This window comes from Streptomyces sp. LARHCF249 (assembly GCF_052871255.1).
The window spans coordinates 270,233-282,643 of the sequence record NZ_JBIXJQ010000006.1; the positions used below are offsets into that span (position 1 = coordinate 270,233).

Consider the following 12,411-nt stretch of genomic DNA (forward strand, 5'->3'; position numbering starts at 1 on the left):
GGGCCGCCTGACGGGGGAGCATCGGTACATGCACCGCGCCCTGGCCCTACCGGTCCTCGCCGCCCTCCTGGCGGCCTCGGCCGGCTGCGCCGACGTGGAGGGGCTGCGGAGCCAGGGCGACCTCGGCACGGTGCACGCCCCGAAGACCCTGTGGAAGGACGTCCGCCCGGCCCCGCCCGACCCCCGCGAGCAACCGGGGGCGGCCGCCGTGGTGCCGGGGCTCCCCAAGGCGGCCGGGCCCGGCATGCGCGGCGTGAACGCGCTGGACGTCGTACGCGCCGACGTCACCTCCGCCGCCGCGCAGGACGGCGGGACGGGCCGGCTCGTCGACCCACGGGCGGTGCAGCGGCTCGCGCTCTGCACCGGGGCCGCGGACGGCGGACCCGACTGCCCGGTGCGTCCGGGCGTGCTGCACGACCTGACGGGCAACGGCCGGGAGGAGCTGATCACCGCCCTGGACATCGACGGCCGGCTCAGCGAACTGCGCGTCTACACCGTCCGGGGCGACGGCTCGATCGCCCGGGTGCTGGCCCGGCGGGCGGTGCTGGAGGGAGTGGAGGTCGCCGCCGAGCACCTGGCGGTGCGCGAGCCCACCTCGAACCCGGCGTACGTGGCCGTCTCCGACTACGAGTGGGACCCCAAGGCGGGGGTCATGAGCCTGTCTCAGCTGACCCTCGACGAGTGCCCGTCCCTCACGGACCTCCCGCTGAGCGGGGACGGGTCGCGATGCGCGCGCTGAGCAGCCTGCGCTGGAAGATCGCCCTGACCACCACGGCCGTCTGCTGCATGGTCGCCGCCGCGCTGGGGACCGTGGTGCACAACGTGGTCGCCCGGCAGATCGTCGGGGAGGTCCGCACGAAGGCGGAAACGGATCTGGACCACGCGCTCGGGCACTACGAGTACGGCACCTCCCACGGGGACGTGGACGTCGCCCTGGACCCGCCCGGCCTGCCGAAACCGCTGCGCGAGCTGGTCGCACGCGGAGACACCGGCAGCATGGTCGGCCGCCGCGGGGACGAGCCCGTCATGTGGGCGGCCGGACCGGCCGACGAGCACGCCCTCGCGATCTGGATCCCGTACGGCAACACCCGCGACCGGCTGCGGCACATCGACACGGCGATCCTCGCCTCCGCAGCGCTGGCGGCCGGAGTGGTGGCGCTGGCCGGCCTGTTCCTCGCCGGCCGGATCAGCCGGCGGCTCGCGGCCACGGCCGCCGTGGCCCGCCGGATCAGCTCCGGGGACCTGGACGCCCGGGTGGACTTCCCGGCCGACGGCGACGACGGCGGAGGCGGGGACAGGGGCGGGGACAGGGGCGGGAACAGGGACGGGGACGACCGGCGGCCGGGCCGCTCCCGGGACGAAGTACGGGACGTGGCGCAGGCGCTGGACTCGATGGCCGGGTCGCTCCAGCGCCGGCTGGAGGCGGAGAAGCGGTTCACCGCGGACGTCGCGCACGAACTGCGCACCCCGCTGACGGGCTCGCTGGCCGCGGCGGCGCTGCTGCCGGAGGGCCGTCCCAAGGAGATGATCAACGACCGGCTCAAGGCCCTGCACCTGCTCACCGAGGACCTGCTGGAGATCTCCCGGCTGGACTCGGGCGTCGAACGGGCCGAATTCGCCCGGGTGGAGCTGGGCCGGGCGGTACGGCGCGCGGTCACCGGGAGCGGGCGGGACGCGACGGTCCGGGTCGTCCGGGACACGGAGGTGCTCACCGACCGGCGCCGGCTGGACCGGATCCTGGCCAACCTGCTGGTCAACTCGCACAGGCACGGGCGGCCGCCGGTCGAGGTGACGGTGGAGGGCCCGGTGGTGGTGGTGCGCGACCACGGCCCCGGGTATCCGCCCGAGCTGATCGAGCAGGGCCCCCAGCGGTTCCGCACCGGGGATCCGGGGCGCGGGCGGGGGCACGGGCTGGGGCTGACGATCGTGGCCGGCCAGGCGGCCGTGCTGGAGATCGGGCTGACCTTCGCCAACGCACCCGACGGCGGTGCGGTGACCACCCTCAGGCTGCCCGTCGGACGGCTGCCGGAGGCGGATTGAGGGTGGTCACCCGACGTCGGGATCAGACGCCGATGCTCTTGCCGTCCTTGCGCCAGACCGAGACGACGGCCGGACGGACGATCTTGCCGGGGCCGTCGGGCCACGCGGACTGCGGGTTCTCGACGGAGGCGCCGTCGACCTCGCCGGGGTGCTGCACGGCCACCAGGACGCGCTTGTCCTGGATGATCGGGCCGCAGGTCTCGGCGCCGCGCGGGACGGTCAGGAACTGCTTCAGCTCACCGCGGCGCTCACCGGAGGTCGCCACGCCGAACAGGCCGTCGTGGGAGCCGAGCTGGTTGCCGTCGGTGGAGATCCACAGGTTGCCGTGCGGGTCGAAGGCCACGTTGTCCGGGCAGGAGATCGGGCTGACCTTGTCCTTCGGGAAGCCCGCGAAGTAGGTCGCCGGGTCGTTCGGGTCGCCGGCGACCAGGAACAGCCGCCAGGCGAAACCGTCGCCGGCCGGGTCGTCGAAGTTCTCGGCGAGCTCCAGGATCTGGCCGTGCTTGTTGTTGTTGCGCGGGTTGGCCTCGTCGGCGGGGCCCTTGCCCGCGGCGCCGCGGTCCTTGTTGTTGGTCAGCGCGACGTAGACGCGTCCCGTGCGCGGGGACGGCTCCACGTCCTCGGGGCGGTCCATCTTGGTGGCGCCCACCTTGTCGGCGGCCTGGCGCGTGAAGACGTACACCTCCTCGGCGGTCATGCCCTCGACGTGCGAGACGTTGCCGGTGGCGAGCTTGATCCACGCGCCGGTGCCGTCGAACTCGCCGTCGGCGGGGTACTTGCCGGAGCCGTCGATCTGGGCGGCCGGGGAGTCACCGGTCAGCTTGGCGACGTACAGGGTGCCCTCGTCGAGCAGCGTGAGGTTGTGCTCCTTCGCCGCGCGCGAGTCGCCCTTCTTCATCCGCTTCGACGAGACGAACTTGTAGAAGTAGTCGAAGCGCTCGTCGTCGCCCATGTAGACGACCGGACGGCCGTCCTCGGTCAGGCGGGGCTGCGCTGCCTCGTGCTTGAAGCGGCCCAGCGCGGTGTGCTTGCGCGGGACGGAGTTCGGGTCGTACGGGTCGAGCTCGACGATGTAGCCGAAGCGGTTGGCCTCATTGGGCTCCTGGGCCACGTCGAAGCGCTTGTCGAACCGCTCCCACTTGCGCTCGGACGCGGCGCCGCCGATGCCGTAGCGCTTGAGGCGCGCGGCCTGGACGGGATCGGTGACGCTGCCGCCGTTGGCGAAGTACTGGTTGAAGTTCTCCTCGCCGGACAGGATCGTCCCCCACGGGGTGGTGCCGCCCGCGCAGTTGTTGAGGGTGCCGAGGACCTTGGTGCCGGTCGCGTCGGCGGAGGTCTTCAGGAGGGCGCCGCCCGCGGCCGGGCCGGTCAGCCTGAACTCGCTGGTGGCGGTCAGACGGCGGTTGAGCTGGTGGCGGGAGACCGCGGTCAGCTTGCCGCTGCGGTGGTCCTCCTGGACGACGACCACGGACAGGCCGTGCGCGGCCCAGGCGATCTCGACCTGCTCGCGGGTCGGGTTGGCCGGGTCGTACCCCTTGAACATGAGGACTTCGTCGGTGTACTCGTGGTTGGCCACCAGGAGCTGCTGGCGCTCGTACTTGTCTCCGAGCGGGAGCAGGCTCAGGAAGTCGTTGTTGTAGCCGAACTGACCGGCCTGGGCGGCGGCGGTCTGCTTGTCGGCGTTGAAGCCCGGGGCACCCTTGATGATCGGGTCGCCCCAGCGGATGACCACGTTCTGCTCGTGGCCCTCGGAGACGGTGACCTGGTCGGCGGTGTTCGGCGCGACGGCCTTGAAGCGCAGGCCGCGGGCGGCCTCGCCGCTCTTGCCCGCACCGGCGGCCTCGGCCTCGCCGGCCGGGGTGGCGTTGGCGGACTGGCCGGGGCCGGTGAGGGCGATGGCGGTGCCGCCGGCGGCGGCGACCGTCACGACGGCGGCGGTACGCAGCATCGAGCGGCGGGAGTACGCGCGGGCTATGACGTCGCCGGCGTACTCGTTGTCGCTGGTGTTGGGCACCTCGTGGAAGCATGCGTCGCCACAGCGGTAGCGACAGGTGAGAGCGGAGCGGCCGCTCCCATGCGGGTTGCCGATGAACGGCAGAAGCTTGCGCACGAGTTTCCTCCGAGTAGCTGCGTGGGCGCCGACAACGTGTCGGAACGATCCAGCGGTGAGGCTAGGCCCGGGTGGCGCCGAAGCGGCGGCGCGGGGATGAACGGTCGGTGAACCCGGTACGTCGGGGCGGGAGTTCGTCCGCGGCGTTCGCGCGGAGGGGAGCCGGACGCCACGAAAGGCGCCCCTCCCGAAGTTCCAGCCGGGCGGCCGATAACCTTACGTGTCCACTCTGGGCAGGGATCATCCGCGCAGCACGGACAAATGACGCACGCACTCATGCGAAAGGCCTGGCCCATGGGTATTCGGAGCTTGTTGCGCAAGGTGTTCGGACGGTCTGCGGAACCGGTACCGGAAACGTCGGGCACGCCCTCGGCGGCCCTCCCGAGCCAGGCGGAGCGCACGCCCCTGGACGCGGCGGCGGAGCTGGTGGCCGCCTCTTTCGACAACCCCACCGTTCCGCCGCAGTCCGCACCGCGGGACCGCGAGCCGGGGACCGTCCTGACGGCCCCGGCCCCGGACCCCTCGCCGGTCGCGGACCCCACCGTCCCGGAGGCCCGCCGCCCGTCGCCTCCGGCGGTTCAGCAGGAGGTCCCGGTCCCTGCCGCCCCGGAGCCCGAGGCGGCCGAGGCCGCCGCCCCCGAGGCGGAGCCCGAGACCTTCGCCGAGCCCGTCGCGGAGGCGGAGCCGGTGGCTGCCGCCGAGGTCGCGGCGGAGCCCGCCGCGGAAGCCGCCGGGGCTGACATCGTGGCCGCGCCGGCGGCCGCCGAGGCGGAGATCGAGGCCGCCGCCCCCGAGGCGGAGCCCGAGGCCGAGGCCGTCGCTGCCGAGGCCGTCGCTGCCGAGGCCGCGCCGGAGGCGGAGCCCGCGGCCGAGCCCGTGGCCGAGCCCGAGGCCGCCGAGGTCGAGCCCGTCGCCGAGGCGGAGCCCGAGGCCGCGCCCGAGCCCGAGCCCGAGCCCGAGCCCGAGGCCGAGATCGTGGCCGCGGCCGTCGCGCCCGAGGCGGAGCCTGTGGCCGCCGAGGCCGAGCCCGTCGCCGAGGCGGAGCCCGTGGCCGCCGAGGCCGAGGCCGAGGCCGAGGCGGACGGGCCCGCGTATGCCGCGGCCGCGGTGCGGCGCAGGGCGCCCGGGGTGGCCGGGCCCTACAAGGCGGCCGGGCAGGTGCTCAAGGGCAAGGGCAGGGCCGGAGCGCGCGCCAAGGTGTACCTCGTCCTGGACCGGTCCGGATCCATGCGCGGGTTCTACAAGGACGGCAGCGCCCAGTACCTCGCCGACCACGCCCTCGCCCTCGCCGCGCACCTCGACGACGAGGCCACCGTCCACACGGTGTTCTTCTCCACGGAACTGGACGGCACCGCCGACCTGGCCCTCGACACCCACGACGAGGCCTGGGTCGAGGCCCGCCACGCCGAGCTCGGCCGGATGGGCCGCACCAGCTACCACGTCGCCGTCGAGGCCGTCGTCGAGCGCTACCAGAAGGACGGCGGCGAAGGCCCGGCCCTGGTCGTCTTCCAGACCGACGGCGCGCCCGACAACGTCCGGCCCGCCCGCCAGGCGATCGCCGAGGCGGCCACCACCGCCCCCGGCATCCACTGGCAGTTCGTCGCGTTCGGCGACCACGACGCCAAGGCCTTCGACTTCCTGCGCAAGCTGGACGCCGAGAACGCCGGCTTCTTCCACGCCGGCCCCGCCCCGCGCGAACTGACCTCCGCCGCCCTCCTCAAGGGCATCCTCGAGCGGTTCTGACCGACACGCGGCAGTACGGCCGAAGGGCCCGGGATCATCCGATCCCGGGCCCTTCGGCACATCCGTTCCGACTACCGCGCGGCGTCCGGGTGGACGGCCTCGGCGATCGGCTTGGCGTCGGCCGGCTTGGCCTCCACCGGCTTGCGCAGCGCGATGTTCAGCTCGCGCAGGCGGGCCTCCTCCAGCACCGTCGGCGCGCCCATCATCAGGTCCTGCGCGTTGCCGTTCAGCGGGAAGGCGATGGTCTCGCGGATGTTCGGCTCGTCGGCCAGCAGCATCACGATGCGGTCCACGCCCGGGGCGATGCCGCCGTGCGGCGGGGCGCCGAGCCGGAAGGCGCGCAGCATGCCGGCGAACTCGCGCTCGACGGTCTCGGCCTCGTAGCCCGCGATCTCGAAGGCCTTCAGCATGACCTCGGGCTCGTGGTTGCGGATGGCGCCGGAGGACAGCTCGATGCCGTTGCAGACGATGTCGTACTGCCACGCCAGGATGTCCAGCGGGTCCTTCTCCTCCAGGTCCTTCATCCCGCCCTGCGGCATGGAGAAGGGGTTGTGGGAGAAGTCGATCTTGCCGGTCTCCTCGTCCTTCTCGTACATCGGGAAGTCGACGATCCAGCAGAAGCGGAAGACGTTCTCCTCGAACTGGCCCGCGCGCTTGGCCGCCTCGACGCGGACGCCGGACATGATCTTGGAGACCTCGTCGAACTCGCCCGCGCCGAAGAACACGGCGTGGCCGGCGGCCAGACCCAGGCGCTCGGTGAGGACCTTGACGTTCTCCTCGGTGAGGAACTTGGCGATCGGGCCGGTCAGGGCGCCGTCCTCGCCGACGCGGACCCAGGCCAGGCCCTTGGCGCCCAGCGAGATCGCGTACTCGCCGAGGCCGTCGAAGAACTTGCGCGGCTGCGCGGCGGTGTCCGGGACGGCCAGGGCGCGCACGTGCTTGCCGGCGAACGCCTTGAACTCCGAGCCCTCGAACACGTCGGTGATGTCGACGAGTTCCAGCTTGGCGCGCAGGTCGGGCTTGTCGTTGCCGTACTTCAGCATCGACTCGCGGAACGGGATCCGCGGGAAGGGCGAGGTGACCTCGCGGCCCTTGCCGAACTCCGTGAAGATCTCGGTCATCAGGCGCTCGATCGGCTGGAAGACGTCCTCCTGCTCGACGAAGGACATCTCCACGTCGAGCTGGTAGAACTCGCCCGGCGAGCGGTCGGCGCGGGCGTCCTCGTCGCGGAAGCACGGCGCGATCTGGAAGTACCGGTCGAAGCCGGAGATCATCAGCAGCTGCTTGAACTGCTGCGGTGCCTGCGGCAGGGCGTAGAACTTGCCCGGGTTCAGGCGGGACGGGACGACGAAGTCACGGGCGCCCTCGGGGGAGGTCGCGGTGAGGATCGGCGTCGCCATCTCGTTGAAGCCGAGGGCCACCATCTTCGAGCGGATCGAGGCGATGACCGCCGAGCGCAGCATGATGTTGCGGTGCATGCGCTCGCGGCGCAGGTCGAGGAAGCGGTACTCCAGGCGCCGCTCCTCGTTCACCCCGTCGTCGGTGTTGATGGTGAAGGGCAGCGGGGCGGCCGCGCCGAGCACCTCGACCTCGGCGGCCTCGATCTCGATCTCACCGGTCGGCAGCTCGGGGTTGATGTTCTCGGCACCGCGCGAGACGACCTTGCCGTCGACCCGGACCACGGTCTCCTTGGAGAGCTTGTCCAGGACGGCGGCGGCAGCGGTGCCGGGACGGGCCACGAGCTGCGTGATGCCGTAGTGGTCACGCAGATCGATGAAGAGGATGCCGCCCAGGTCTCGACGGTTGTGCAGCCAGCCGCTCAGCCGGACGTCGGCGTTGACGTCAGAGGCGCGGAGCTCGCCGCAGGTGTGGGACCTGTACCGATGCATCAGTCATCCAGTTCTTCGCGATACCAGGGTGGATTCAACCCTCACAAGGTTACCGTCCGGGCGGGGGGCCGGTCGGGCACGCCCGGCGGGCCGGGGCGAACGCACCCGATCCACCGGGTGAACAGGCACGTGAGACGGATGACCTGTAAAGATGACCGGGTGCGCACCGAGGATGTCCTGGCCGCCATCGCGACCGGTCTGTGGCGATGGGACAACGCGTCCGGGACGGTCGCCCTCGACAGCGAGGCCGCCCGGCTCCTGGGGCTGCCCGCGGACCCGGTGGTGCTGCCGGAGGTCGCCGTACGGTCGCGGTTCCACCCGGTGGACTGGAACGAGATCAACGGCATCGTGACGCTGGCCGTCGCGGAGGGCACGCTCGCCGAGGCCCGGCTGCGGATCATGGACGAGGACGGGCGGGTCCTGCGGACCGTGCGCAGCCGCTCCAAACCGGTGGAGAACCGCACCGCCGACGGCCGCGTCGACTACGAGCTGATCGGCACCATCCAGGAGATCGCCGAGCCGCAGCCCGGCACCACCGCCGCGCACACCCCGATCACCGGCGACTGGCGGCGGTCCCGCGAGGCCTTCCTGCTGGACGCGGGGCGCGCGCTGGCCGAGGCCCGCTCCACCGCGGAGGTGCTGCGGGTCGCGGCGTCGCTGTCCATGCCCGGCTTCAGCCCGGACGGACTGGCCGTCTTCGGCGTGGCCGGGGACCGGCTGTCGATCACCGGGCACCACGGGCACGACGTCGGCGACGAGGCGCCCTTCGCGGACATGCGGCTGGAGACGGACTACCCGGCCGCGGAGGTGGTCCGTACCGGACGGGCGATCTACCTGCCCAGCCCCGAGGACTACAAACGGCGCTTTCCGGCCACCTGGCCGCTCGCCCAGCGCTTCGGACGGGCCTCCTGGGCCTTCCTGCCCCTGATCGTCGCCGGACGGACCATGGGCGCCTGGATGGCCGCCTTCAAGCATCCGGTGTCCTTCTCCCCCGACGAGCGGTCCGTCCTGACCACCGTGGCCCGGATGCTCGCCCAGGCCCTCCAGCGCGCCGGGGTGGCCGAATCCGAGCGGGAACTCACCACCGGCCTCCAGCGGTCGATGATGCCGCAGCTCGGCCCGGAGATCCCCGGCATGCGGATCGCCGCCCGGTACGTGCCGACCGGCGGCGGGCTCCAGGTCGGCGGCGACTGGTACGACATGATCCCGCTGCCCTCGGGACGGTTCGCGCTGGTCATCGGCGACGTCCAGGGCCACGACGTGCGCGCGGCCGGGCTGATGGGCCAGCTGCGGATCGCGGTGCGGGCGTACGCCTCGGAGGGCCACCGGCCCGACGCGGTGCTCTCCCGCGCCTCCCGCTTCCTCGCCGGGCTCGGCTCCGCGCAGGACTCCGACGCGGACGAGGACCCGGACTTCCAGAGCCCCCGGTTCGCGACCTGCCTGTACGTGGAGTGCGACCCCCGCACCGGCGTGCTGGAGGTGGCCCGCGCCGGCCATCCCGACCCCGCGATCCGGATGCCCGACGGCACCGTCCTGATGCGCCCCACGGCGGGCGGACTGCCCCTCGGCATCGTCCCGGACACCGACTACCCCACGACCCGGTTCACCCTGGAACCCGGCGAGACGATGATGCTGTGCACCGACGGGCTCATCGAGACCGGCGGACACGACCTGGACACCGGCTGGGCGCGGCTGCGCGCGATCCTGGAGTCCGACACGCAGGGGGCCGAGTCGCTGGAGAAGCTCGCCGACCTGCTGGTCCAGGCCGTGCACGGGCCGTCCTCGCACCACACCACCGGCCCGCTGGCCGACCGCCGCGAGGACGACATAGCGGTCGTCCTGCTGTGCCGCGAGGGCGAGGGCTGCGGCTGCGGCCCCGCACTCGCGCACCCGGTCCGTCCGGCCCGCCGCACGATGCTGACCGTGGCCCAGGCCGAACCGGAACGGATCGCGGGCGCCCGGCAGCAGATCCGCGAGCTGCTGCACGACTGGGCCGACGCCGATCAGGTGGACTCGGCGGTGCTCATGGTCTCCGAGATGGTGACCAACGTGCTCATGCACACCGACGGCGACGCCCTGCTGGTCGCCGAGGCCGTGGGCGAGCTGGGCGAGCGCCGGCTGCGCGTGGAGGTCGCGGACGGGAGCGACGAGCTCCCGCACAAGCGGCACCCGGGCGAGATGGCCTCCAGCGGCCGCGGCGTCCTGCTGATGGAGATGCTCGCCGACTCCTGGGGCGTGGACCCGCGCGGTGAGGGCAAGTCCATCTGGTTCGAGCTCTACGAGCGCTCCAAGCAGCCCGACGCCTGACCCGGAGGACCGGCCCTACCCGCGGGCGTACGAACCGAGACCGACCAGGCAGTAGACGTACTCGTTGATGACGGCGCCGTTGAGGGTGTAGCGGTGGGAGAAGGCGTACTGCGTCTTCGGATACTCGTCGCAGCGGTCCATGTCGGAGGTCATCGGGATGCTCCCGATCACCCGGTAGTGCGCGTCGGAGGCCGAGCAGGACACCTCCTCCACGTCGTCGACGCGCTGCGCCGTCGTCGAGTCCGGCAGGGTGCCGTTGAGGCAGGTGCCCCTGTCGTACGGGGTGGGGGCCGCGTCCTCGCTCGGCTCGGCCTCCTCGGTCGGCGCGGTCGTGGCCGGGTAGGTGGGCGGGGCCGGGACGGCGGAGGGACTGGAGGACGGGCTGTACGACGGGCTGTACGACGGGCTGTAGGACGAGGACGACGGCTCGGGGCCGGCCGAGTGGGTGGACGCCCCGGAGCCGGACGCCTTGCTGTCGCCGACGTCCCCGGAGCCGTACGCGAAGATGCCGATGAGCAAGGCCGCGACGATCCCGCCCGCCACCAGGAGTCCGACGGCGGGCCTGCCGCCGCCTCCCCGGCTCGGCGCCGCCGGCGGCGGCGTGGCGAACGGGTTGCCGCCGCCCGGCTGCGGCGGCCGCGGCGTCGCGAAGGGATTGCCGCCGCCCGGCTGGGCCGGTATCTGCTGCGTCGGCGCCGGCGGTGGAACGGGCTGCGCCGGGGCGGGACCGGCGGGCGCCGGCCGGGCGGCGGCCGGGGACGCGGCCACCGTGACCCGCGCGAGCACCTCGCCACCGCCGACGCGGACCCGGACGAGCTCGCCGTCCCGGGTGCCGGACGGGATGCGCAGGCGGGCCGGCCCGGTCGGGAGCGTGACGGTCAGGATCACCCCGTGGGCGGCCTGCTGCGGAGTGATCGTTACGCCGACTTCCTGCGACGACACCAACTGCTCCTGAGGGCTCGGGGCGCGTACCGCCGGGACGGGTCTCCTCGGATTGTGACCCGCCCGCATCGGCGGACGCAGCCGTTCCGTCAAGCCGCCGGTGCAGGGCCGTGGTTGGATGACGCCGTGTCGAACCCCCTGCTGCCCGAACCCGTGCGGCGGCTCGCCGCCTGGTGCGCCGTCGTCCTCGTCGTGACCGCCGTGCTCGCCGTCATCGTCTGGCTGTGCGCCGTCTTCCGTACGGTCGTCACGCCCGTGCTGCTCGCCGTGCTCGGCACGGCCCTGCTCGGACCGATGCACCGGCGGCTGGTCCGCATGAAGGTCAACCGCTCGCTCGCGGCGGCCCTCACCTGCCTCGCCGTGCTCGCCGTCGTCGGCGGGGCCTCGTACGTCGTCGTGCTCGCGCTCATCGAGACCGGCGACCAGATCGTCGACGCGCTGCGGCGGGCCGGCCAGGGCCTCGCGGAGCACTTCGGGGCGCTCGGCACCTCGCTCGAGGACGTCGCGAAGAACTCCAAGGACCTGCTGGCCAAGTTCGGCGGCACGGCCGCCTCCGGGGTGGTCGCGGGGCTCAGCGTGGTGGGCACGATGCTCGCGACGGCCCTGCTGGCGCTGGTGCTGATCTTCTTCTTCCTGCGCGACTCCGACCGGGCCGTGGGGACGCTGCGCTCCCTGGTCCCGACCCGCTCGGGCGACCTGATGGAGGCGATGGGGCGGCGCGCGTTCGAGGCCGTCGAGGGCTTCATGCGCGGGACCACCTTCATCGCCCTGGTCGACGCCGTGCTGATCGGCGCGGGCCTGCTCGTGCTCGACGTGCCGGGGGCGGTGGGCCTGGCGGCCCTGGTGTTCGTGACCGCCTACATCCCCTACCTCGGGGCCTTCCTCTCGGGCGCCGTGGCGGTCCTCGTCGCCCTCGCCGACCGGGGCTGGGTCATCGGCCTGTGGGCGATCGGCCTGGTGCTGGTGGTCCAGATGATCGAGGGGTACGTACTCCAGCCGATGGTGCAGAGCCGGACGGTGCAGATGCACCCGGCGGTGGTCATGCTGGCCATCACGGCAGGGGCGAGCGTCGCCGGGATCCTGGGGATGCTGCTCGCGGTCCCGCTGACGGCGGCCGCGTTCGGGGTGGTCTCGGAGCTGCGGGCCCGGTACGCGGAACCGGCGGAGCCCGCCGCCTAGGTCGTCTCTTTCGGATCTTGCCGGTTAAGCCCGCGTCGTCCGGTGCCGTGCCTCGGCGCGCTGCCGGGGCTCCCGCGTACTGGACGTACTTGGGTGCTCCGGCAGTGCGGCGAGGTGCGGTGCCGGGCGGCGCGGGTCAGGCAAGATCCGGAAGAGACGGCCTAGTGCTGTGGCCGGACCCTGGTGGGGGGTCCGGCGGGG

General features: G+C 73.1%; 8 protein-coding genes. 5 read left to right on the forward strand and 3 right to left on the reverse strand.

All coding sequences use genetic code 11. The annotated features are described in order from the left end of the window. The first annotated feature begins 28 nt into the window (after positions 1 to 28). Complete coding sequence (locus ACIPUC_RS19250) at positions 29 to 739, forward strand: hypothetical protein (RefSeq protein ID WP_446590793.1); 711 nt, start codon at positions 29 to 31, stop codon at positions 737 to 739. Next, a complete protein-coding gene (locus tag ACIPUC_RS19255; protein ID WP_446590794.1) occupies positions 727 to 2,040 on the forward strand; it encodes a sensor histidine kinase in 1,314 nt (437 codons plus the stop codon). The genes ACIPUC_RS19250 and ACIPUC_RS19255 overlap by 13 nt, the downstream gene beginning before the upstream one ends. Before the next feature lie 22 nt (positions 2,041 to 2,062). Here the strand turns inward: ACIPUC_RS19255 and ACIPUC_RS19260 are convergent, their stop codons facing one another. Beyond that, on the reverse strand, positions 2,063 to 4,150 hold the full coding sequence (locus tag ACIPUC_RS19260; RefSeq protein ID WP_446590796.1) for a PhoX family protein: 2,088 nt from the start codon (positions 4,148 to 4,150) through the stop codon (positions 2,063 to 2,065). Between the two features lie 294 nt (positions 4,151 to 4,444). On the opposite strand from ACIPUC_RS19260, the gene ACIPUC_RS19265 reads away from it, so the two are divergent. Further along, positions 4,445 to 5,893 carry a VWA domain-containing protein gene (locus ACIPUC_RS19265; protein ID WP_446590797.1) on the forward strand — a complete coding sequence of 483 codons (1,449 nt, stop codon included), beginning with the start codon at positions 4,445 to 4,447 and terminating at the stop codon, positions 5,891 to 5,893. Positions 5,894 to 5,964: 71 nt separating this feature from the next. Here the strand turns inward: ACIPUC_RS19265 and aspS are convergent, their stop codons facing one another. Further along, positions 5,965 to 7,782, reverse strand: a complete 1,818-nt coding sequence (gene aspS, locus ACIPUC_RS19270) for an aspartate--tRNA ligase (protein ID WP_446590798.1) — start codon at positions 7,780 to 7,782, stop codon at positions 5,965 to 5,967. A gap of 159 nt (positions 7,783 to 7,941) precedes the next feature. On the opposite strand from aspS, the gene ACIPUC_RS19275 reads away from it, so the two are divergent. Further along, positions 7,942 to 10,089, forward strand: coding sequence for an ATP-binding SpoIIE family protein phosphatase (locus tag ACIPUC_RS19275; RefSeq protein ID WP_446590799.1), 2,148 nt, complete (start codon positions 7,942 to 7,944; stop codon positions 10,087 to 10,089). A 15-nt stretch (positions 10,090 to 10,104) separates the two neighbouring features. Here ACIPUC_RS19275 and ACIPUC_RS19280 read toward each other — a convergent pair whose 3' ends face one another. Further along, positions 10,105 to 11,031: an LppU/SCO3897 family protein gene (locus ACIPUC_RS19280; RefSeq protein WP_446590800.1), complete on the reverse strand. Its 927-nt coding sequence runs from the start codon at positions 11,029 to 11,031 to the stop codon at positions 10,105 to 10,107. Between the two features lie 126 nt (positions 11,032 to 11,157). Here ACIPUC_RS19280 and ACIPUC_RS19285 point away from each other — a divergent pair, with 126 nt between their 5' ends. Continuing rightward, positions 11,158 to 12,210: an AI-2E family transporter gene (locus ACIPUC_RS19285; protein ID WP_446590801.1), complete on the forward strand. Its 1,053-nt coding sequence runs from the start codon at positions 11,158 to 11,160 to the stop codon at positions 12,208 to 12,210. Positions 12,211 to 12,411 lie beyond the last annotated feature (201 nt).

Coding starts and splice junctions, on each gene's coding strand:
- ACIPUC_RS19250 (WP_446590793.1), top strand. CDS start 29: ATGCACCGCGCCCTGGCCCTACCGGTCCTCGCCGCCCTCCTGGCGGCC.
- ACIPUC_RS19255 (WP_446590794.1), top strand. CDS start 727: ATGCGCGCGCTGAGCAGCCTGCGCTGGAAGATCGCCCTGACCACCACG.
- ACIPUC_RS19265 (WP_446590797.1), top strand. CDS start 4,445: ATGGGTATTCGGAGCTTGTTGCGCAAGGTGTTCGGACGGTCTGCGGAA.
- aspS (WP_446590798.1), bottom strand. CDS start 7,782: ATGCATCGGTACAGGTCCCACACCTGCGGCGAGCTCCGCGCCTCTGAC.